The organism is Allorhizobium sp. nf9_anc (assembly GCF_056323085.1).
This window is the reverse complement of record NZ_CM150481.1, coordinates 4,270,964-4,291,238: the sequence shown is the minus strand read 5'-3', so window position 1 is coordinate 4,291,238 and position 20,275 is coordinate 4,270,964. Positions and strand designations below refer to the sequence as shown.

The following is a 20,275-nucleotide window of genomic DNA, read 5'->3' as shown; positions in this document are numbered from 1 at the left end:
ATCCCCCGCATACCGGAGTACCAGTCGATGAAACGCCTCCTCCTCGTCAGCGCAGCGCTCGCCGCCCTCTCCCTGCCGGTTTCCGCCAGTGCCGCCGACAAGCTGCTCAACGCTTCCTATGACATCGCCCGCGAGATCTTCGCCGCCCAGAACGAAGCCTTCATCAAGGCCAATCCGGGCGTCAGCATCGACCAGTCGCATGGCGGCACCTCGCGTCAGGCCCGCGCCATCGTCGAAGGTCTGGAAGCCGATGTCGTGACCTTCAACCAGGTGACCGACGTCGAATTCCTGGCCAAGAACGGTTTCATCAACGAGGGATGGCAGGGCGAATTCCCGAACAACGCCTCGCCCTTCTACTCCTTCCCGTCCTTCCTGGTGCGCGCCGGCAATCCGAAGGGGATCAAGGACTGGGACGATCTCGCCCGTGACGACGTCCAGGTGATCTTCCCCAACCCGAAGACCTCGGGCAATGCCCGCTACACCTATCTGGCGGCAACGGCTTACGCGAAAGAGAAGTTCGCGGGCGACGAGGCCAAGGTGACCGAATTTGTCGACAAGATCTTCGATAACGTGCCGGTCTTCGACACCGGTGGCCGCGCCGCGACGACGACCTTCGTCGAGCGCGAGACGGGCGACGTGATCATCACCTTCGAGGCCGAAACCAAGTCGATCGCCAAGCAGTACGGCGAGGACAAGTTCCAGCAGGTCGTGCCGTCGGTGAGCCTGCTCGCCGAATTCCCGGTCGCGATCGTCGACAAGGTTGCCGATGCCAAGGGCAGCCAGGAGCTTTCCAAGAAGTATCTCGACTTCCTCTACTCCCCGGAAGGCCAGAAGATCGCCGCCGAATTCGGCCACCGCGTCCATGACGAGGCCGTTGCTGCCGAATACAAGGACCAGTTCCCGGAAATCCGCCTCGTGACCGTCGAAGATGCGTTCGGCGGCTGGGACAAGGTTTCCAAGGAGCATTTCGCCGAAGGCGGCATCCTTGATGGGATCTATGGCAGCCGCTAAGCACGGCATTCGATCGGTGTCAGGACCGGCGGGTGCTCCGCCGGTTTTCTCATGAAAGGACGACGACGTTGAAACGCCGCGTATTGCCGGGCTTCAGACTGTCCCTCGGGATCACGCTGGTCTATGCCGCGATCATCATCCTGTTGCCGCTGGCAGCCCTGATCTTCAAGGCGGCGAGCCTCGGCCCCGCCGATTACTGGCGCATCGTCTCCTCGGACCGTGCCGTCGCGAGTTATGGCGTGACGATTGGCTCGGCGCTGGTCGCGACCCTGTTCAACCTCGTCTTCGGCCTGGCGCTTGCCTGGGTACTGGTGCGCTACCGCTTCCCGGGGCGCCGCATTGTCGACGCCCTCGTTGACCTGCCCTTTGCGCTGCCGACGGCGGTTGCCGGTATCTCGCTCACCACACTGTTTGCCTCGAACGGCTGGTTCGGCGCAGCGCTCGGCGAGATCGGCATCAAGGTCGCCTATACGCCGCTCGGCATCATGGTCGCCATGGCCTTCACCAGCCTGCCCTTCATCGTGCGTACGGTGCAGCCGGTGCTGGAAGAGCTCGATCCGGCTCTCGAAGAGGCCGGCCAGACGCTGGGCTCCAGCGACTTGTCGATCTTCCGCCGCGTAATCCTGCCGCTTCTGACGCCGGCCCTTCTTGCCGGCACATCGCTCGCCTTCGCCCGCAGTCTGGGGGAATTCGGCGCGATCATCTTCATTGCCGGCAACCAGCCCTTCTCGACCGAGATTACGGCACTTCTCGCCTTCATCCGGCTCGAGGAATACGACTACCCGGCCTCCGCCGCGATTGCCTCCGTCATGCTGATTGCCGCCTTCGTCATGCTGGCGGTGACCAACTATCTGCAGGCCCGCGCGCTGCGCTACACGGTGAAAGGCTGAACCATGAGCCACGTCACGAACAATCGCCGCCCGCCCCGCGTCGGTGATGCGCCCCTGTTCAAATACACGCTGATCGGCCTGGTTCTCGTCCTGGTCGCCTTCTTCATCGTGGCCCCGCTGGCCGTCATCGGCATCGAAGCCTTCTCCAAGGGTGTGCCGTTCTTTCTGGAGACGATCGCGGATCCCGACACCGGCCATGCAATCGGGCTGACGGTGCTGACCGCACTGATCGCCGTGCCGCTGAACACCATCTTCGGCGTGGCTGCAGCCTGGGCGATCACCAAGCATGATTTTCGCGGCAAGCGCATCCTGACGATCCTGATCGAGATCCCCTTCTCGGTCTCGCCGGTTGTCGCAGGCGTCGCCTATCTCTTCGTCTATGGCCTGCAGGGCATTTTCGGTCCCGCCCTCGACAGCGCCGGTCTGAAGATCCTCTTTGCTCTGCCGGGCATCGTGCTTGCCTCGATGTTCGTGACCGCGCCCTTCGTGGCCCGCGAGCTGATACCGCTGATGCAGGCGCAGGGCCGAGATCTCGAGGAGGCGGCGACCTCGCTGGGTGCCAGCGGCTTTCGCACGTTCATTTCGGTGACACTGCCCAACATCAAATGGGCGCTGCTATACGGCATCGTCCTTTGCAATGCGCGTGTGATGGGCGAATTCGGCGCCGTGTCGATCGTGTCTGGCAACATTCGTGGCCAGACCAACACGCTGCCGCTGCATATCGAACTGCTCTACCAGGACTACAACGCCGTCGGTGCCTTCGCGGCTGCCTCGATCCTCGCGACGCTGGCGCTCGTGACGCTGGTGGTCAAGGTCTTCCTCGAACGCCAGGGCGCCGGTCGCAGAAGCCGCCCGGCGACGCTCGCCGGCAATACTTCGGAGATGAATTCGTGAACATTCGCCTCGACACGGTCGTCAAGACCTTCGAAACCTTCCGCGCCGTGCATGGCGTCTCGCTCGACATCAAAAGCGGCGAACTGGTGGCGCTGCTCGGCCCTTCGGGCTCCGGCAAGACGACCATCTTGCGCATGGTGGCCGGCCTCGAATTTGCCGATGGCGGCCAGATCCATTTCGGCGAAGAGGATGCGACAAACATCCCGGTGCGGGACAGGGGCGTAGGCTTCGTCTTCCAGCATTATGCGCTGTTTCCGCATATGACCGTGGCCGAGAACATCGCCTTCGGCATGCAGGTCTCCAAGGTGAAGCGCTCTACCGCAGACATCGACCGCCGCGTCGAAGAACTGCTCTCCCTCGTGCAGCTCGCCGGATTGGGTGAGCGCTTCCCCGGCCAGATCTCCGGCGGCCAGCGTCAGCGCGTGGCACTCGCCCGCGCACTCGCTGTCGATCCGCGCGTGCTGTTGCTCGACGAGCCCTTCGGCGCGCTCGACGCCAATGTCCGCCGCGACCTGCGCCGCTGGCTGCGCTCGATCCATGACGAGCTCGGCATCACCACGCTCTTCGTCACCCACGACCAGGAAGAGGCCCTCGACCTCGCCGATCGCGTCGTCATCCTCGACAAGGGCAAGATCGTTCAGCAGGGCACGCCGGAAGAGGTCTGCCGCCAGCCGGCGAACGCCTTCGTCATGCGCTTCCTCGGCGATACCAATACGCTGAAGGCGTCCGTTTCCAATGGCAAGGCAACCGTCGGCAACATGACCTATGCGGCAGACGGCCTGAAGGACGGGCCAGCAGAATTGCTGTTCCGACCGACGGACGTCGTCTGGAGCGACGACGCGTCCAAGGGTGTGGCAGCGACCATCCAGCGCGTTCTCGACCGTCCGGGCTCGCGCCGCGTACTGGCGAAGACCGCAGGCGACACGATCGTCGAATTCGACGTCTCCCCCGAATTCTCCAAAGCCAAGGGCGATGAGGGATTCATCGAAATCCTCCGGCCACGCGTGTTTCAGGACTGAGAAGGCCGCACGCAGCGCCGGAGTTCAGCTTCCGGTCGCAGCAGCCGTCACCAGCGCCTTGGCGTCAGTGCCATCCCACGCGGCCGGGCCGTTCATGCTGCCGAGAAGGCAGCCCTTGCCGTCGACAAGCAGCGTGACCGGGAGGCCGAAGGCGAGACCTTCGCGCTTTAGCTGGTTGAAGACGCCCATCGAGGCATCGCGGTAGAGACCGAGTGCGTCGACGCCCGTTTCCTCGAGGAAAGTCTGCGGCTTTTCGACATCGCCGGTGTCGATGTTGATCGCAAGCACCTGGAAGGCCTCACCGCCGGCGGCCTCTTGCAGGTTGTTGAGCGCCGGCATTTCTTCCCGGCAGGGCACGCACCAAGTGGCCCAGAGATTGATCAGGACCGTCTTATTCGCGAAGTTGGACATGGTCATCGACGCGCCCGCCTTGTCCTGGAATGTCAGCCCCTGGATCAGCTTCGGTTCGCTGACGGGGATCATCGCCGCGACATCGCCCTTCAGATAAGGCGTCAGCGCCTCTGCCTTGGCGACAGAACCCTCGCACTGCGCGGCATCCGCGGTCTCCACGGCATTGCCAGACGTGGTCTCTCTCACGTATACCGCAGCCGCGCCGGCGACGATGCCGGCCACCGCCGCGATCGCAACCAGCTTGGTGGGGAAGAGACCGCTACGTCTTTTTTCTGTCATGTCATTCTCCAGGACGGGCATTCCATGGCCGAGGGCACAAAAGACACCAAATCCTCCAACCAGATGTGGGGCGGTCGCTTCGCCTCCGGCCCTTCGGCCATCATGGAGGAGATAAATGCCTCCATCGGTTTCGACAAGAAGCTTTACGCCCAGGATATCCGCGGCTCAAAGGCGCATGCGACCATGCTGGCGCACCAAGGCATCATCTCGGCCGAAGATAAAGACAAGATCCTTCACGGCCTGGACACGATCCTGTCAGAGATCGAAAGCGGTCAGTTCGTCTTCTCGCGCAAGCTCGAAGACATCCATATGAACGTCGAGGCGCGCCTTGCCGACCTGATCGGCTCCGCCGCCGGCCGCCTGCACACCGCCCGCTCGCGCAACGACCAGGTGGCGCTTGATTTCCGCCTCTGGGTGAAGGAAGAGCTGCAGAAGACGGAACAGGCGCTTAGTGGCCTGATTGCAGCCTTCCTCGACCGCGCCGAAGAACATGCCGACACCGTCATGCCCGGCTTTACCCATCTCCAGACGGCGCAGCCGGTGACCTTCGGGCATCACTGCATGGCCTATGTCGAGATGTTTGGCCGCGACCGCCAGCGCGTGCGTCACGCGATCGAACACTTGGACGAAAGCCCGATCGGCGCTGCAGCCCTTGCCGGCACCGGCTATCCGATTGACCGCCACATGACGGCGCAGGCACTTGGCTTCCGCGAGCCGACCCGCAACTCGATCGACACTGTGTCCGACCGCGACTTTGCGCTCGAATTCCTCTCGATTGCCTCGATTGCCGCCGTGCACCTTTCGCGACTGGCGGAAGAGATCGTCATCTGGTCGACGCCGCAATTCGGCTTCATCCGCCTATCGGATGCCTTCTCCACCGGCTCCTCGATCATGCCGCAGAAGAAGAACCCGGACGCAGCCGAACTGGTGCGCGCCAAGACCGGCCGCATCAACGGCTCGCTGATCGCACTTCTGACCGTGATGAAGGGCCTGCCGCTCGCCTATTCCAAGGACATGCAGGAAGACAAGGAACAGGTCTTCGACGCCGCCGAAAGCCTGGAACTGGCAATTGCCGCGATGACCGGCATGGTCACCGACATGACCATCCGCACCGACAAGATGAAGGCAGCTGCCGGTTCGGGTTACTCGACCGCGACGGACCTGGCCGACTGGCTGGTCCGCGAAGCCGGCCTGCCCTTCCGCGACGCGCACCATGTGACCGGCAATGCGGTGGCCATGGCCGAGAAGAAGGGCTGCGATCTCGCCGAGCTTTCGCTGGAAGAGCTGCAGAGCATCAATGCGGCAATCACCGCCGATGTCTTCAACGTGCTGACGGTCGAGGCCTCGGTCGCCAGCCGCAAGAGCTTTGGCGGAACCGCGCCGTCGGAAGTCCGCAAGCAGATCGCCTGGTGGCGTGCCAGAAACTGACAAGGCAACTGATCACGCGAACGCTTGCCAATCATCACGACAAGAGGGGTGCACAAGCGCCCCTTTTTTCGCTAGAGCCTAGAGCAACAACATTTCTATGGACCGGGTCATGGTGAATTCGCTGAAACGCACGACGCTCACGCTCTCTATTGCGCTGGCCGCCTCGCTGGCTCTGTCCGCCTGCGGCCGCAAGGGCGATCTCGACCCGCCGAGCACGCCGGTCGACCAGCAGAACAAGCGCGGCGTCGAGGCCGAAAAGACCCCCGACACCCCCTTCCTCCTCGATCCGCTTCTTTGACAGGGCTTAACCCGTGAACCATTTCGAGTATCGCGACGGCGTTCTCTACGCCGAGGGCGTGGCCATCCCCGAGATTGCGCGCACCGTCGGCACGCCTTTCTACTGCTATTCGACTGCGACGCTGGAGCGTCACTACAAGGTCTTTTCCAAGGCATTCGACGGCGTCGACGCCCTCGTCTGCTACGCGATGAAGGCCAATTCCAACCAGGCCGTGCTGAAGACGCTGGGTCGCCTCGGCGCCGGCGTGGACGTGGTCTCGGAAGGTGAACTGCGCCGCGCGCTGGCAGCCGGCATCCCGGCAGAGCGCATCATGTTCTCCGGCGTCGGCAAGACGCCGAGCGAGATGGATTTAGCGCTTGAAGCCGGCATCTACTGCTTCAACGTCGAGAGCGAGCCGGAACTGGAAGTTCTGAACCAGCGCGCCATCAAGGCCGGCAAGAAGGCGCATGTCTCCTTCCGCATCAATCCTGATGTCGATGCCAAGACCCATGCCAAGATCTCGACGGGCAAGAAGGAAAACAAGTTCGGCATTTCCTATGAGCGCGCGCGTGCCGTCTACGCACGGGCAGCGACGCTGGAAGGCATCCAGGTGTCCGGCATCGACATGCATATCGGCAGCCAGATCACCGATCTGCAGCCCTTCGAAGACGCCTTTCGCCTGCTGCGCGAACTCGTCGAGACGCTGCGCGGTGATGGCCACAGCATCGATCACGTCGACGTCGGCGGTGGCCTTGGCATTCCCTACAAGGACGACAACAACCCGCCGCCGGAACCGGATGCCTATGCCCGGATCGTCAAGGATCAGCTGTCGAGCCTCAACTGCCGGATCGTCACCGAGCCCGGCCGCCTGATCGTCGGCAATGCCGGTATCCTGGTGACCGAGGTCATCTACGTGAAGGACGGCGGGGACAAGACATTCGTCATCGTCGACGGCGCGATGAACGACCTCATTCGCCCGACGCTGTATGAGGCCTATCACGAGATCAAGCCCGTGGTGATTTCGGCAGCGAACGCCCCGCGCATCAAGGCCGATGTCGTGGGTCCCGTCTGCGAGACCGGCGACTATCTGGCGCTCGACCGCGAGATGGCCATGCCCAAGCCCGGCGATCTGATCGCTGTCGGCTCTGCCGGTGCCTATGGCGCGGTGCAGGCCGGCACCTACAACACCCGCCGGCTGGTGCCGGAGGTGCTGGTGAACGGCGACGAATTCCATGTGATTCGCCCGCGTCCGACCTATGAGGACCTGATCGCGCTCGACAGCGTGCCCGATTGGCTGGCCTGATCCATTCACAATTCGGCGATGAGGCGGGAAAAACCCCCACCTCATCCTTGCCGCCCTCGTCTTCGCCACAAAGACTGCTATCTTCGAGAACAATCAGCCGTGTCTGACGCGCGGCGCTCTCGGAGACCAGACGGATGAGCTCTTCCCGCCCGGCCGGCCACAGGAAAGGCGCCTTCAAGGACGACCCGGCACTTGCGCGTCGCGTTGGCGTCAAACGTGTGCTTGCCCGTTCCGTGCTGTTTGCCGAGCGCCTGTTGCCGCTCTTCCTGCCGGTCGCAGGCATCGCCGCGCTCTTCGTCTCGCTTGCCTGGTTCGGCATCTATCGGGAAGTGCCGGATCTCGTCCGCCTCGCGATCGTCTTCATCCTCGTCTTTGCTTTTGTTGCTTCCTTCCTGCCGTTCCTGAAAGTTCGTCTGCCAAGCATTCCGGAAGCCGACCGGCTGCTTGAGGAGCGCAATGGCCTCGCCCACCAGCCGGTGGCCGTGCAGGACGACAAGCTCTCCGCCGAGACGCCCTTTGCCCGCGCACTCTGGCAGGAACACCAGCGACGCATGGCCGAGCGCATTGCAGCCCTCGACGCCGGCCTGCCGCAGCCAGACATCGCCCGCTACGACCGCTATGCGCTGCGCGCCGTGCCGGCCTTGCTCTTTGTCACCGCTCTTGCCTATTCCGGCTCCAACGGGGCCGGGCAGATTGCCGATGCCTTCCGCCAGCATGTGCCGGAGAGCGAGGCGCCGACGATCCGCATCGACGCCTGGATCACGCCGCCGGGCTATACCGGCCAGCCGCCGGTCTTCCTGTCGGGCCTCGGCACGCAGGACGCAGCCGGCGTGACCGTGCCACAGAAATCCAAGATCACCGTGCGCATCAGCGGCGGCGTGTCCGACGAGAAGGTTCTCTTCGTCCAGCAGTCTGATGGCACAGTCCTCGACGTGGCGGAGAAGGACGATGCGGCCCGCAGGCCCAAGGCCGGCTCCGAGACAGACGCAATCAGTCAGACGGTCGTCCCGACCCCGCCGCCGGCGCCCGCGCCAAACGCGCCGATGGTCGCACGCACCCATGAGCTGGAACTCGCGGAAGCCGGCGAACTGCGCGTTGCCGACCGCACGTGGACAATCGGCGTGACGCCGGACAAGGCACCGGAGATCGCCTTTGACGGCGTGCCGCGTCGCGCGATCAACGGCGCCCTGGAGATCGCCTTCCTTGCCAAGGACGATTACGGCCTGCGCGAGGCTCATGCCGAGATCATGCCGATCGAGCAGCAGCCGGGCGCTACCCCGCTCTATCCGCTGCCAGACTACAAGCTCGACCTGCCGCGCCACAATGCCCGCGACACCAAGGGTGTTGCGAGCCGCAATATCACCGAGCACCCGCTCGCCGGCCAGATGGTGACGATCACGCTGGTCGCGACCGACGGCGCCGGCCAGACAGGGCGCAGCGAGCCCGTCGAGATGCAGCTGCCTTCGCGCAACTTCAACGAACCGCTGGCTGCCTCTGTGGCCGAGCAGCGGCAGATCTTTGCGCTCGACACCCGCCAGATGCCGCAGGCGATCGCCTTCAACGAGGCCATCGTTCTGCGCGCCGACGAGACCATCCCGGATCTTGGCAACTTCATCGCGCTGGAAAGCGCCCGTGCCCGAATGAGCATGGCCCGTGGCGAGGAACAGCTGAAGGACACGGCAAACTATCTCTGGGAAATCGCGCTCGGCATGGAGGACGGCGATCTGTCGCTGGCCGAACGCCGTCTACGCGACGCCCAGCAGGCACTGTCCGACGCGCTGGAGAACGGTGCATCCGACGAGGAGATCCAGCGGCTGATGGCCGAGCTGCGCTCCGCGATGCAGGAGTTCCTCCAGGCGCTGGCCGAGCGCATGCCCAACCAGCAGGGTGAGCCGCAGCAGAATGCCGAGAACATGCTGCGTCAACAGGATCTCGACAACATGCTCGACCAGCTGGAAAACCTCGCCCGCTCCGGCAATCGCGACCAGGCGCAGCAGCTTCTATCGGAACTGCAGCGCATGATGAACAACCTGCAGGCCGGTCGCCCGCAGCAGGGCCAGCAGCAGCAGAACAGCGAGGCTCGCCGCCAGATCGACAAGCTCGGCGAGATCATGCAGGAGCAGCAGCGGCTGATGGACGAAACCTTCCGTCTCGACCAGGCCCTGCGCGACCGCATGCAGCGCGGCGATCCCCAGCAGGGCGAGGAAGGTGCTGAGGGCCAGCAGCAACAGGGTCAGCAGCAACAAGGCCAGCAGGGTCAACAGGGACAGCAAGGCGAACAGGGCCAGCCGAACCTCGACGGCATGACCGCCGAACAGCTGCGCGAGGCGCTCAGGCAGTTGCGCGAGCAGCAGGAGCAGCTCGGCCAGCAGCTCGGCGAATTGCAGGAAGGCCTGAAGGGGCTCGGCATGGAACCCGGTCCGGGCTTCGGCGAGGCGCAGCAGGAAATGCAGGGCGCCGGCGAAGCTCTCGGCCAGGGTCAGGGCGGTCCGGCCGTAGAAGGCCAGGGACGCGCCATGGAGGCGCTGCGCCAGGGTGCGCGCGACATGATGAACCAGATGATGCAGGCGCAGCAGGGCCAGGGTGGCCAGGGGCCGCAGATGGGCCAGGGTCAGGGCAACCAGGACGGCCGCGACCCGCTGGGCCGCCCAAGGGCCACCAGCGGCCCTGATTTCGGCGAGCAGGTCAAGGTTCCCGACGAGATCGACGTCCAGCGCGCCCGCGAGATCCTGGAAGCCATCCGCGAAAAGCTCGGCGAGAACTCGAGCCCCGAGATCGAGCGGCGCTATCTGGAGCGGTTGCTGGACATCCAGTGAGGCCGTAGCGATTTTGCAGAAACGACAACGCCCGCATCAGCGGGCGTTTGTTTGTTAGGCGATGTGTTCGGCTGTCTCAGCCCGCAAGCGCCAAAGCCACAGCTTTGCGAATATCCGGCAGGGCGAAGGGCTTGGAGACGACGTCGACGATCTTTGCCGAGAGGTCGTCGGCGCGCTCGCGTTGCTCGGCATAGCCGGTCATGAGCAGGATTTTCATCTCAGGAAATTCGGAATGGGCGCGATGCGCAAGCTCGATGCCGTCCATGACGGGCATGCGGATATCGGAGAGCAGCAGGTCGAAGGCGTTCTCGGAGAGCTTTTCGAGACCTTCGGCACCATCGGCGGCCTCATGCGTCTCATGGCCATCGAGGCGGAGCGCACGCGCCACGAAAGAGCGGAGGGCGTCTTCGTCTTCGGTGATGAGGATTCTCGCCATGGTTGAAGTCTTCTCCCGCGTCCTTTGAGCCTTGCGAGAGGCAAATCACCAGACTTTCCTTGTCGAGTGGTAAACGCGGGACGCCTCGTCCCGCGCGATGGTTAACAGCTCACTGCCGTCGAATGGTCAGATGTTCCCTTCTGGAACAGCTTAAGCGTCGCCGGTGACCACGCCGACGAAGGGCAGTTCGCGGAACGCATAGGCCACGTCCATGCCGTAACCGACAACGAAATAGTCAGGGCATTCGAAGCCGACATAATCGGCCTCAAACACTTCTTTTCGCTTCACTTTCTTGTCGAGAAGGACGGCGATCGTGACGTTGGCGGCACCGCGCTCGAACATCAGTTCCTTGGCGAAAAGCAGCGTGCGGCCGGACTCGAGAATGTCGTCGATGAGGAGGATGTTGCGCCCCTTCACGTCACTGTCGATGTCCTTGATGATCTTCACGCCCTGGGAGACGGTACCTGTGCCATAGCTGGACAGGGTGATGAACTCGACCTCGGGCGCGAGACCCACATCATGCAACGCACGAATGAGGTCAGCGGCGAAGATGAAGGAGCCCTTCAGCACCGAGATGACCAGAAGGTCGTCGCAGGGACCCTTGATGATATCCTGGGCGAGTTCGAGATTACGCTGCCGGATCTGCTCGGCGGTAAAGAGCGGTTCGATGTTCTTTCCGCGAACAACGGGCATGGGAAACTCCTAGCGTGTCGACCTGAGGTCCTTGAGCCGGCAATCTGCCGGAAAGGCACGGGCCTTAGCACACTGGCGGCGCCTTAGGCACCCGCCTCTTCGAAGGAAAGCCGGACTTCCGGCATTTTTCCACCAGGATGCTGGAGCCGGGTGACAATCCCGCGGCTCTCGCCACCATCAAGACTGTCCACCGGCGGCTCGATATAGGTGCTGGCGATGACCTGACCGTCGATGAGGAGATCGGCGCGGAGCTTGGGAAGCGTCACTTCGCGGCCGGTGCGATTTTCAACGATCGCGTTGAGCAGCAGGACGCGCATGCCGTTGCGGTCCTGTGGTGTCAGGTTCACATGGGTGAAGTCGAGCGGCTTGGCGGCGATTTCCGGATGTTCGCCACTGCCGAAGACAAGCTGGCCGGCCAGCGAAAACATCGACACGAAAGCGATCGCGACGAGCAGCGAGAAGGCGACATCCGACAGCCGCTGAAGGCGGGTTTCCACGCGTTCGATAACTGTCCGCAGCAAAGCGCTGACATCAGAGGATGCGGGTACGATGGAGGGCGCTGCGGGCGGACGCGGCGATGGCTTGGGCGTCTCGCGCACCGTAACGAACTGCGCGTCGACAACGTCGGGACGGCCCATACGCTGCTGCGGCTCGATCCGGCGGCGGGCACGATCCGGCGGCAGGAGGTCGAGGTCCGCGGCTGCGGCCTGCTTCTGATGACGGAAAGCGCTCATGCGTGCGGACCTTTCGCACAGCCAAATCGGATACCCCGAAAGTCGGCGGTTGAAACGAATCCTCTCCAGACGTAAATTCAAATGGTTAATGCTTCGGAAAGACGGGCGGAAAAGCCTCGGATCCGGGAGCATGTTTACCGGCCGTTGACGATCTTCGTTTACGTGCCCCAGACCTCGGACACGTCAGACTGGGCCCCCTTTGATCCATTTCGAAAATGTCGGCCTGCGCTATGGGATGGGACCGGAGATCCTCCGCGACCTGACCTTCGACCTGCCGAAAGGGTCCTTCCAGTTCCTGACCGGCCCGTCCGGCGCCGGCAAGACCACGCTGCTTCGCCTGCTGTTCATGTCGCTGCAGCCGACGCGCGGACTGATCAAGAGCTTCGGCCGCGATATCACCAGCATACCTCGCAATGAACTGCCTATGCTGCGACGCCGCGTCGGCATCGTCTTCCAGGACTTCCGCCTGCTCGATCACCTGACGACCTATGAAAACGTCGCGCTGCCGCTGCGCGTGCGTGGCAAGGCCGAGCAGACCTACCGGCAGGACGTCATCGAACTCCTGAAATGGGTGGGCCTCGGCGAGCGCATCAACGTGCTGCCGCCGGTGCTCTCGGGCGGGGAGAAGCAGCGCGTGGCCATTGCCCGCGCTCTGATCGACCGGCCGGAAATCCTGCTCGCCGACGAGCCGACGGGCAATGTCGATCCGCCCATGGCACGGAGGCTCCTCAGCCTCTTCCTGGAACTGAACCGTCTTGGCACGGCCGTGGTCATCGCGACCCACGATCTCGCGCTGATGGACCAGGTGGATGCGCGCCGGATGATCCTCACCGACGGGCGGCTCGACATCTATGAATGAGATCGCCCAGAACGCGAACCAGAACTCTGGCCAGCAGAAGCGCCGCGTCGAGATGACGGTGAGGCCGACAGGCCCGATTCTGCCGCCCTCCAACATTCAGGGCAATGCGCTGCTGGTGGTGATCGCCATCATGGCCTTCCTTGCCTGCCTGACGCTCGGCGGCGTTTCCATGGTGCGGGCAACCGCGTCGAGCTGGCAAAGCCAGATCTCCCGTGAGATCACAATCCAGATCACGCCGGAAGATGGCCTCGACATGGGGGCAGCCCTGGTGAAAGCCCGCGATCTGGCGCTGACCTTTGTCGGCACGCGCGACGGCCAGATCATGGACGACAGCGCCACGGCCCGGCTGCTCGAACCCTGGCTCGGCACTGGCCTCAATCTCGAAGACCTGCCGGTACCGCGCCTGATCGTCATCACCATCGACGAGAGCAATCCGCCGGATTTCGAGGCGATGCGCGCGCTCCTCAAGGTGGAAGTGCCGCAGGCTTTCCTCGATGATCACCGCACTTGGGTCGACCGGCTGGTGCAGATGGCGAACACGACCGTGCTGATCGGCTCCGGCATCCTGATCCTGGTCTTCACCGCCATGGTGCTGACGGTCATTTTTGCGACCCGCGGCGCCCTGTCGGGTAATCGCCACATCATCGAGGTGCTGCATTTCGTCGGCGCGGAAGGAAGCTTCGTCGCCCAGGAGTTCCAGAAGCACTTTCTCAAGATCAGCCTCAAGGGGGCGGCCGCCGGCGGTTTGCTCGCCGCCGCCTTCTTTGCGCTCGCCAGTTTCTGGCAGAGCCGGTCGCTGGCGACCCCGGAAAGCGACCAGGCGACGGCACTCTTCGGCACCTTCACCATCGGCTGGGGCGGCTATATCGGCATCTTCGCCACCATGATCGTCATCGCACTTCTGACCACGATCACGGCACGGCTGACGGTCATGCGCACGATCTACGAAATCGACCTTATTCGCTCCGATCCGGCCCGCACGGATGGCCTGCTGGACGATTGACGAAAACTCGCATGTTGACTTGCCTTAAAGCCGCCTGTTCGCTGTGGGAAATCCCGGCTATTCACGGGCAATGAGCATGGACCGCATGACGCCAAATCAACCGCTGCATGACGGCGACCGGCCCCGTTCGGGCGCCGGTCTGTTTGCGCGAAAAGGGTTGATTCGCAGGGCATTGCGCTATGGTGGCATGATCGTGATCCTGTGCGTCGCGATCCTTGTCGCAGGTTTCCTCGCCTTTGCTGATTCGGTCACCGGCATGCGTCCGCCCGAAACCGTGAAGGCCGATGCGATTGTGGTGCTGACCGGCGGCTACCAGCGGATCGAGCAGGCAATTGATCTCCTGAAGCGGGGCTATGGCGAAAGACTGCTGATCTCGGGCGTCAATCCGGCGACGACACCCGGCCAGATCCGCAAGGCGACACGCACCTCGCCGGATGTCTTCGAATGCTGCGTCGACATCGGTTACGGCGCGATTGACACGATTGGCAACGCCAACGAGACGGCGATCTGGATCCGCGACAAGGGCTATCGCTCGGTGCTGGTGGTGACAAGCAACTATCACCTTGCCCGCAGCCTGATGGAGCTGCGCCGCAGCGATCCTAATACCGATTTCATCGGCTATCCCGTGGTCAATGCCGATCTGAAGACGCGCGCCTGGTATAGCGAGCCGGATGCGATGCGCACCATGCTGTCGGAATACGGCAAGACGGTCGTCGCCTATATCAGGGGCGTGACGGGCTGGAGCCGTGACCAGGGACTGCGCCCGGAAGGCGAAATCACCGAATCTGGCCGCAACTCCTGACGGATCGGCCGACACGAGCGCTTTTGCTGACCGCAGTTTTCCTCTAAGGACGTCTTCGCCCGCCCTCGAGAGCCCCACGATATGATTGCGCTACGTTCCATCCTCTTCAACATCGCCTTCTATGCCAACCTCATCCTCAGGATGATCGTGCTGTCGCCGATCTATTTCCTGCTGCCGCGCAAGAAGGCCTTCTTCGTGCCGAAGGACTGGGCGCGCGCCAATCACTGGCTGATGGAGAAGATCGTCGGCACGACCTTCACCGTGGAAGGCCTGGAAAACATTCCGAAGAGCGGCGGCTACATTCTGGCGCCGAAGCACCAGTCCTTCTGGGACACCTATGCGCTGCTGCCCTGGCTGGATGACCCGGTCTATATCCTGAAGCGCGAGCTGATGTGGATCCCGGTTTTCGGCTGGTATGTCGCCAAGCAGCGCATGATCCCGGTCAATCGCGGCGCCAAGGGCAAGGTCATGGCGCAGGTGATCGAACGCACCAAGATGGAAATGGCCAATGGCCGCCAGCTGATCATCTATCCGGAAGGCACACGTCGCCCGCCGGGTGCCGCACCCGACTACAAATATGGCATCGCCCGCCTCTACCGCGACATCAACGTCCCGGTCGTGCCGGTTGCCATGCATCCCGGCTTCTTCTGGCCGCGCCGCAAGTTCCTGCGCTTTCCCGGCCATTTCATCGTGCGCATTCTGCCGCCGATCGAACCGGGCCTCGATCCTGATGTCTTCCATGAGACGCTGATCGAGCGGCTGGAGGCAGCAAGCGACGAATTGCTGGTGAAGACGGTCAAGGACAACCCGCATCTCCCCCTGCCACCGACCGCCGCAAACAGGCTGAGGGAACTCGGAGCGCTCTGAGGGCATTCTTGCCTGAAGGATCAGTCGGAGGCGGGATCGCTGACGACGGCTGAAGCCACGCTTTCGAGCCAATGATCGCGAATGCCGAGCTCGCGCAGATGGGCGACGGTATTGGCGACATAGACCGGATTGGGACCGGAGCGGCCGACGGCGCCTTCGACGATGCGGGCCGCTTCCTCGACGGTGACGGCGCCGGCATATTGCGAATGGGCACGGTCGATGACGTAGGTCAGGGCGCGGACGTCGCGACCATCGGCAAGACGGGTTCGGACGGTGCGTTCGAGATAGACACTTGTGACGAGTTCGCGTTCGCGCAGATAGTCCACGGTGGACTGCCAGTCAGCAGGCGCCACGCGAAAGGCGACGCCCTTGCAGGAACCGCCGCGATCCAGCCCGAGCACGAGCCCCGGTCGCTCTTCGGTGCCGCGGTGAACATAGGAGCGGACGCAGAGCGAGCGGCGATAACCTCCGAGACGGGCAAGCACCCGTTCCTCATAGGGAAAGCCGGGATTCCACATCAGCGAGCCGTAGCCAAAGACCCAAAATTCGTCCATATCGCACGCCAATCAAAGACACGAGAAGTTCGAAACGAGGAGCACCCATGGCCATGTCGACCGCGCCGGAAAGCCCGATCAGCCGAAAGGTTGTCCGGCTCGGGGTTTTGATCGTCCTCGTCATCGCTGTCTATAGCGTCGGGTGGTATTTCGCTGCAGAATTCCTGAAGAAGCGCATTTTGACCTTCTTCGGCGGCGGAAATCCGGCAGGCGTCACCGCCTCCTGCGAAGATGCAACGATGGGCGGCTATCCCTTCCGCTTCCGGCTCAACTGCTCCCGCCTCGCCTTCGACGATCATTTCCAGGGGGTCGCTGCCTCCTTCGGTCCGGTGCGGGCCGCAGCGCAGATCTACAATCCGGGCCATGTGGTCTGGGAGATGGATGCACCGGCGGAGATTCGCTCGGCACTCGGCTTCAACACGGCGCTCGACTGGACCAACATGCAGTCGAGCTTCCGCATCGGGCTCTCGGGCCTGTCGCGCAGTTCGCTGATGCTGGAGGGCTTGAACGCGACAGTGACCTCGACGGTCTCCAGCCTGGCCCTACAGGTGACCGCACCCAGCGCCCAGTCGCATGTGCGCCAGAACGACGGCAATCTCGACTACGCGACGATCATCCGTGATCTCGGCGTGTCCATCGGCGGCGAGAAGATTGCGCTGCCACCGATCTCCGCCAGCCTCGACGCGACTCTCGCCGACAAGGGTGGCCTGCTCGATCCGAGGGTGGCGCAGGATCAGCGGCTCTACGGCACCAAAGGTGAAATCCGCCGCATGGTCGTCGATCTCGGCGAAGGCCGCGTGCTGACCCTGAGCGGCCCCTTCCAGGTCGGCGATGACGGGATGATTTCCGGACGGATCAAGCTGCAGGTCGAACAGATCCGCGCCTGGCGGGATGCCGTGAAGACGGCCTATCCGGATCAGTCAGACATGATCGACAATGTCGCCAACGTGCTGCGGGCGCTCGCCTTCGGTCGCGACAACAGCGAGGCCGAGATCACCATCGAAAACGGCGTCGCGATGCTCGGCTTTATCCCGCTTGGGCAAATCCCGCCGCTCTGACGCGGCGGAGACGGTTCACTTGTCCAGCGCGTGACGGCCGAAGTCCGGCACGTCGACATCCTGGCCGGCCTGAACGATCGAGCGACGGATGGTGCGGGTGCGCGAGAAGAGTTCGAACAGCTTATCGCCTTCGCCCCAGCGGATCGCCCGCTGCAGATAGGCGAGGTCCTCCGAAAAGCGTGCCAGCATTTCGAGTATCGCATCCTTGTTATGCAGGCAGACATCCCGCCACATCGTCGGGTCCGACGCCGCAAGACGGGTGAAGTCTCGGAAACCCGAGGCCGAGTACTTGATGACTTCCGATTCCGTCACCGTTTCCAGGTCGTCGGCCGTGCCGACGATGTTGTAGGCGATGATGTGCGGCAGGTGCGAGACGATGGCGAGCACCTTGTCGTGGTGCTGGGGATCCATCTCATCACACATCGACCCCAGCGCCTCCCAGAAGCCGCGCAGACGGGCCATCGCCTGGACGTCCGTGCCTACGAGCGGCGTGAAGATGCACCAGCGCCCCTTGAAGAGGCCCGGGAAACCGGCGTCGGGACCCGATTTTTCCGTACCCGCAAGAGGGTGGCCGGGAATGAAATGCACACCGTCAGGCATATGCGGTGCCATCTGCGCGATGACGGATGCTTTGGTCGAGCCGACATCGGTGACGATGGCACCGGGTTTCAGGTTTGGCGCAATCTGCTGGGCAACCGCTTCGGAAGCACCGACCGGCACGGAGACGATGACGAGATCGGCATCCTTCACTGCTTCGGCTGCCGAGGTGACGTAAGCCGTGCCCAGTTCCAGCTCTTCCGCCCGCTTCAGCGTCTCGGCGCTGCGGGTCGAAATGACAACCTCTTTCGCCAGCCCAAGCTTCTTGACGTCGCGGGCGATCGACGAGCCGATAAGGCCGATACCGATCAGGGCGATGCGGTCGAACAGGATTTCAGACATCACGTGCGTTCCATGAATTCAGTGAGGGCGGCGATGACGCCGGTATTGGCCTCGTCGCTGCCGATCGTCATGCGGAGTGCATTGGGAAAACCATAGGACGAGACCGCGCGCAAGACGAAGCCGCGTTCTGTCAGGAAGCGATCGGCATCCGCGGCCCGCTTTCCGTCCTGATCGGGGAAGTGGATCAGGATGAAATTCGTCACCGAGGGCGTGACCTCGAGGCCAAGCGCCGACAGCGCCTCCGAGACGCGCGCGAGCCAGACCTGGTTGTGCTCGACGGCTTTCGCCACATGCGCCTGATCGCGCATGGCAGCAGCTCCGGCGAGAAGCGCCGGCGTGTTAATGTTGAATGGTCCGCGCACCCGGTTCATCGTATCGATGATCTCGGCGGGGCCATAGATCCAGCCGATGCGCAGAGCCGCAAGCCCGTAGACCTTGGCGAAGGTCCGGGTCATGACGACATTGCGGTTGGCAGAGACCAGCTTGATACCGGCCTCGTAATCGTTGCGGCGGACGTATTCAGCATAGGCGGCGTCGAGCACCAGGATGACATGCGCAGGCAACGCCGCATGCAGCCTCTTGATATCGGCATAGGGCACGTAGGTGCCGGTCGGATTGCCTGGATTGGTGAGGAATACGATCTTCGTGCGCTCGGTGATGGCAGCAAGGATCGCATCGACATCGACGCGCCGATCGGTTTCCTTGACCGTCACTGGCGTTCCGCCTGATGCCAGGATCTGGATGCGGTAGAGCAGGAAACCATGCTCTGTGATGATGGCTTCGTCGCCGGGGCCGAGATAGATATTGGCAAGCAGCGCCAGCAATTCGCCCGAACCATTGCCGCAGAGGATATTGGCCGGGTTCAGGCCATGCACCTCGGCGATGGCATCGCGCAGCATGCGGGCCTGACCGTCGGGGTAGATCTCAAGCGTTTCAGCAGCCATGCGAAAGGCGTCCATGGCCTTGGGGCTTGGACCAACAGGCGTTTCATTCGACGACAGCTTGAAGACGCGCGAAACCCCGCCCGCATGGTCCTTGCCAGGAACATAGGCGGCGATCTCCATAACCCCGGGACGGGGTGTCGGCTTCGTCGAGGCGTTCATGAGGCTCATTCCCGGCCGTTGGATGGCAAGAGGCCACCCCTTCACATGGGATTGGGATTACTGCGGAAAACGCGCTTTGTCGAGGCGGGCGAGCGCCGCAGCCTGTCCGGCGGACGCCCGGCACAACAGGCGTTTCAGACCTCGGGCGACCGACTACGGGTCGTCGGCACGCCCTGCGGTGCGAGCACCGGAGCAAAGACGCGACGGGAGGCGCGCGAGGCAACGGGCAGGCCCTGATAGAGGCGCTTCTGGGCTTCCACGACGATAACGCCGGAAAAGGCGGGCCAGAGGATGCGGCCGAGACGCTCGAAACCGCGCCGAAGCCTGAGGATCGCCCGGATCTTCGACGGCGGGAAGAACAAGGCCTCGGCGGAGGCGCCGGGTGTGAAATTGGTCTCGCGCAAGAGCGAGGTCAGCTGGCCCCGCGAATAGGGTCGCCCAGAGCCGAAAGGCGTGTGCTCCATGCGCGCCCAGACGCCACGACGATTGGGCACAACAATGACCAGGCGACCGCCGGGTGCCAGCACCCGCCAGACTTCCTTCAGCGTCTCGCGCGGGTTCTCGGCAAATTCCAGCGAATGGACCATCAGCACGCGGTCAACGGAACTGTCCGGCAGCGGAAGCTCCTCATCGAAGACCAGTGCCGTGGCGGACGGCTCCCCGACCGGCCAGTTCACAGCTCCCTGCCCGGCCGGCATGAAGGCCATGGTGCGCTCGGTATCGGCGCGGAAGCGTTCGAGAAAGGGAATGCAGTAGCCGATGCCGACCAGCCGCTCCTGCGGCAGCCGTGCCCAGACCGAGGAAACGGCCAGCGCGATCGACTGCTCGGCCACGCGGCCAAGCATCGTATAATAAAACTGCCTCAGATCGACGATATCGACATGCATGAACTTATTGTT

General features: G+C 63.2%; 21 protein-coding genes. 13 read left to right on the top strand and 8 right to left on the bottom strand.

Annotated elements, in window-relative coordinates; all coding sequences use genetic code 11:
* Positions 1 to 27 precede the first annotated feature (27 nt).
* The 4 genes from cysP (at position 28) to AC02Y0_RS20880 (ending at position 3,814) form a co-directional block, all read left to right on the top strand.
* Positions 28 to 1,011, top strand: a complete 984-nt coding sequence (gene cysP / locus AC02Y0_RS20895) for a thiosulfate ABC transporter substrate-binding protein CysP (protein ID WP_476380977.1) — start codon at positions 28 to 30, stop codon at positions 1,009 to 1,011.
* Positions 1,012 to 1,079: 68 nt separating this feature from the next.
* Complete coding sequence (gene cysT, locus AC02Y0_RS20890; RefSeq protein WP_476380975.1) at positions 1,080 to 1,901, top strand: sulfate ABC transporter permease subunit CysT; 822 nt, start codon at positions 1,080 to 1,082, stop codon at positions 1,899 to 1,901.
* Between the two features lie 3 nt (positions 1,902 to 1,904).
* Positions 1,905 to 2,795 carry a sulfate ABC transporter permease subunit CysW gene (gene cysW / locus AC02Y0_RS20885; protein WP_476380973.1) on the top strand — a complete coding sequence of 297 codons (891 nt, stop codon included), beginning with the start codon at positions 1,905 to 1,907 and terminating at the stop codon, positions 2,793 to 2,795.
* Entirely contained in the window at positions 2,792 to 3,814 is a 1,023-nt protein-coding gene (locus AC02Y0_RS20880) for a sulfate/molybdate ABC transporter ATP-binding protein (RefSeq protein ID WP_476380971.1), read from the top strand. The genes cysW and AC02Y0_RS20880 overlap by 4 nt, the downstream gene beginning before the upstream one ends.
* A 24-nt stretch (positions 3,815 to 3,838) precedes the next feature.
* Here the strand turns inward: AC02Y0_RS20880 and tlpA are convergent, their stop codons facing one another.
* On the bottom strand, positions 3,839 to 4,504 hold the full coding sequence (tlpA, locus tag AC02Y0_RS20875) for a thiol:disulfide interchange protein TlpA (protein ID WP_476380969.1): 666 nt from the start codon (positions 4,502 to 4,504) through the stop codon (positions 3,839 to 3,841).
* Positions 4,505 to 4,528: 24 nt separating this feature from the next.
* On the opposite strand from tlpA, the gene argH reads away from it, so the two are divergent.
* The 4 genes from argH (at position 4,529) to AC02Y0_RS20855 (ending at position 10,328) form a co-directional block, all read left to right on the top strand.
* Entirely contained in the window at positions 4,529 to 5,932 is a 1,404-nt protein-coding gene (argH, locus tag AC02Y0_RS20870; RefSeq protein ID WP_307371293.1) for an argininosuccinate lyase, read from the top strand.
* Positions 5,933 to 6,041: 109 nt separating this feature from the next.
* Positions 6,042 to 6,230, top strand: a complete 189-nt coding sequence (gene lptM, locus AC02Y0_RS20865) for an LPS translocon maturation chaperone LptM (protein ID WP_246699803.1) — start codon at positions 6,042 to 6,044, stop codon at positions 6,228 to 6,230.
* Positions 6,231 to 6,243: 13 nt separating this feature from the next.
* Positions 6,244 to 7,512: a diaminopimelate decarboxylase gene (lysA, locus tag AC02Y0_RS20860; RefSeq protein WP_444556987.1), complete on the top strand. Its 1,269-nt coding sequence runs from the start codon at positions 6,244 to 6,246 to the stop codon at positions 7,510 to 7,512.
* Positions 7,513 to 7,646: 134 nt separating this feature from the next.
* Positions 7,647 to 10,328: a TIGR02302 family protein gene (locus AC02Y0_RS20855; protein ID WP_476380966.1), complete on the top strand. Its 2,682-nt coding sequence runs from the start codon at positions 7,647 to 7,649 to the stop codon at positions 10,326 to 10,328.
* Positions 10,329 to 10,404: 76 nt separating this feature from the next.
* Here AC02Y0_RS20855 and AC02Y0_RS20850 read toward each other — a convergent pair whose 3' ends face one another.
* From AC02Y0_RS20850 to AC02Y0_RS20840, 3 genes are all read right to left on the bottom strand, one after another.
* Entirely contained in the window at positions 10,405 to 10,764 is a 360-nt protein-coding gene (locus tag AC02Y0_RS20850) for a response regulator (RefSeq protein WP_476380964.1), read from the bottom strand.
* Positions 10,765 to 10,914: 150 nt separating this feature from the next.
* Positions 10,915 to 11,457: a hypoxanthine phosphoribosyltransferase gene (gene hpt / locus AC02Y0_RS20845; protein ID WP_102020912.1), complete on the bottom strand. Its 543-nt coding sequence runs from the start codon at positions 11,455 to 11,457 to the stop codon at positions 10,915 to 10,917.
* 83 nt (positions 11,458 to 11,540) lie between these two features.
* On the bottom strand, positions 11,541 to 12,191 hold the full coding sequence (locus AC02Y0_RS20840; RefSeq protein WP_476380962.1) for a hypothetical protein: 651 nt from the start codon (positions 12,189 to 12,191) through the stop codon (positions 11,541 to 11,543).
* A 199-nt stretch (positions 12,192 to 12,390) separates the two neighbouring features.
* Here AC02Y0_RS20840 and ftsE point away from each other — a divergent pair, with 199 nt between their 5' ends.
* From ftsE to AC02Y0_RS20820, 4 genes are all read left to right on the top strand, one after another.
* Positions 12,391 to 13,050: a cell division ATP-binding protein FtsE gene (gene ftsE, locus AC02Y0_RS20835; protein ID WP_476380960.1), complete on the top strand. Its 660-nt coding sequence runs from the start codon at positions 12,391 to 12,393 to the stop codon at positions 13,048 to 13,050.
* Complete coding sequence (locus AC02Y0_RS20830; protein WP_476380958.1) at positions 13,043 to 14,053, top strand: cell division protein FtsX; 1,011 nt, start codon at positions 13,043 to 13,045, stop codon at positions 14,051 to 14,053. Before ftsE ends, AC02Y0_RS20830 begins: the two co-directional genes overlap by 8 nt.
* A gap of 76 nt (positions 14,054 to 14,129) precedes the next feature.
* Positions 14,130 to 14,855: a YdcF family protein gene (locus AC02Y0_RS20825; RefSeq protein ID WP_476380956.1), complete on the top strand. Its 726-nt coding sequence runs from the start codon at positions 14,130 to 14,132 to the stop codon at positions 14,853 to 14,855.
* Positions 14,856 to 14,936: 81 nt separating this feature from the next.
* Positions 14,937 to 15,722 carry a lysophospholipid acyltransferase family protein gene (locus AC02Y0_RS20820; protein ID WP_476380954.1) on the top strand — a complete coding sequence of 262 codons (786 nt, stop codon included), beginning with the start codon at positions 14,937 to 14,939 and terminating at the stop codon, positions 15,720 to 15,722.
* Positions 15,723 to 15,742: 20 nt separating this feature from the next.
* Here the strand turns inward: AC02Y0_RS20820 and AC02Y0_RS20815 are convergent, their stop codons facing one another.
* On the bottom strand, positions 15,743 to 16,276 hold the full coding sequence (locus AC02Y0_RS20815) for a gamma-glutamylcyclotransferase (protein WP_476380953.1): 534 nt from the start codon (positions 16,274 to 16,276) through the stop codon (positions 15,743 to 15,745).
* Positions 16,277 to 16,323: 47 nt separating this feature from the next.
* Between AC02Y0_RS20815 and AC02Y0_RS20810 the strand changes: the two genes are divergently transcribed.
* Positions 16,324 to 17,334: a DUF2125 domain-containing protein gene (locus tag AC02Y0_RS20810; protein WP_476380951.1), complete on the top strand. Its 1,011-nt coding sequence runs from the start codon at positions 16,324 to 16,326 to the stop codon at positions 17,332 to 17,334.
* 15 nt (positions 17,335 to 17,349) lie between these two features.
* On the opposite strand, the gene AC02Y0_RS20805 is transcribed toward AC02Y0_RS20810, so the two are convergent.
* From AC02Y0_RS20805 to AC02Y0_RS20795, 3 genes are all read right to left on the bottom strand, one after another.
* Complete coding sequence (locus tag AC02Y0_RS20805) at positions 17,350 to 18,273, bottom strand: prephenate/arogenate dehydrogenase family protein (RefSeq protein WP_476380949.1); 924 nt, start codon at positions 18,271 to 18,273, stop codon at positions 17,350 to 17,352.
* Positions 18,273 to 19,376 (bottom strand): histidinol-phosphate transaminase, encoded by a 1,104-nt coding sequence (hisC, locus tag AC02Y0_RS20800; RefSeq protein WP_476380947.1) that lies wholly within the window; start codon positions 19,374 to 19,376, stop codon positions 18,273 to 18,275. Before hisC ends, AC02Y0_RS20805 begins: the two co-directional genes overlap by 1 nt.
* A gap of 134 nt (positions 19,377 to 19,510) precedes the next feature.
* Positions 19,511 to 20,263 carry a class I SAM-dependent methyltransferase gene (locus AC02Y0_RS20795; protein ID WP_102020919.1) on the bottom strand — a complete coding sequence of 251 codons (753 nt, stop codon included), beginning with the start codon at positions 20,261 to 20,263 and terminating at the stop codon, positions 19,511 to 19,513.
* Positions 20,264 to 20,275 lie beyond the last annotated feature (12 nt).

Excerpts from the sequence above, each read along its gene's own strand:
- cysP (WP_476380977.1), top strand. The coding sequence starts at position 28 with ATGAAACGCCTCCTCCTCGTCAGCGCAGCGCTCGCCGCCCTCTCCCTG.
- cysW (WP_476380973.1), top strand. The coding sequence starts at position 1,905 with ATGAGCCACGTCACGAACAATCGCCGCCCGCCCCGCGTCGGTGATGCG.
- tlpA (WP_476380969.1), bottom strand. The coding sequence starts at position 4,504 with ATGACAGAAAAAAGACGTAGCGGTCTCTTCCCCACCAAGCTGGTTGCG.
- argH (WP_307371293.1), top strand. The coding sequence starts at position 4,529 with ATGGCCGAGGGCACAAAAGACACCAAATCCTCCAACCAGATGTGGGGC.
- lptM (WP_246699803.1), top strand. The coding sequence starts at position 6,042 with ATGGTGAATTCGCTGAAACGCACGACGCTCACGCTCTCTATTGCGCTG.
- AC02Y0_RS20855 (WP_476380966.1), top strand. The coding sequence starts at position 7,647 with ATGAGCTCTTCCCGCCCGGCCGGCCACAGGAAAGGCGCCTTCAAGGAC.
- AC02Y0_RS20850 (WP_476380964.1), bottom strand. The coding sequence starts at position 10,764 with ATGGCGAGAATCCTCATCACCGAAGACGAAGACGCCCTCCGCTCTTTC.
- hpt (WP_102020912.1), bottom strand. The coding sequence starts at position 11,457 with ATGCCCGTTGTTCGCGGAAAGAACATCGAACCGCTCTTTACCGCCGAG.
- AC02Y0_RS20840 (WP_476380962.1), bottom strand. The coding sequence starts at position 12,191 with ATGAGCGCTTTCCGTCATCAGAAGCAGGCCGCAGCCGCGGACCTCGAC.
- AC02Y0_RS20830 (WP_476380958.1), top strand. The coding sequence starts at position 13,043 with ATGAATGAGATCGCCCAGAACGCGAACCAGAACTCTGGCCAGCAGAAG.
- AC02Y0_RS20825 (WP_476380956.1), top strand. The coding sequence starts at position 14,130 with ATGGACCGCATGACGCCAAATCAACCGCTGCATGACGGCGACCGGCCC.
- AC02Y0_RS20820 (WP_476380954.1), top strand. The coding sequence starts at position 14,937 with ATGATTGCGCTACGTTCCATCCTCTTCAACATCGCCTTCTATGCCAAC.
- AC02Y0_RS20815 (WP_476380953.1), bottom strand. The coding sequence starts at position 16,276 with ATGGACGAATTTTGGGTCTTTGGCTACGGCTCGCTGATGTGGAATCCC.
- AC02Y0_RS20810 (WP_476380951.1), top strand. The coding sequence starts at position 16,324 with ATGGCCATGTCGACCGCGCCGGAAAGCCCGATCAGCCGAAAGGTTGTC.
- AC02Y0_RS20805 (WP_476380949.1), bottom strand. The coding sequence starts at position 18,273 with ATGTCTGAAATCCTGTTCGACCGCATCGCCCTGATCGGTATCGGCCTT.
- hisC (WP_476380947.1), bottom strand. The coding sequence starts at position 19,376 with ATGAACGCCTCGACGAAGCCGACACCCCGTCCCGGGGTTATGGAGATC.
- AC02Y0_RS20795 (WP_102020919.1), bottom strand. The coding sequence starts at position 20,263 with ATGCATGTCGATATCGTCGATCTGAGGCAGTTTTATTATACGATGCTT.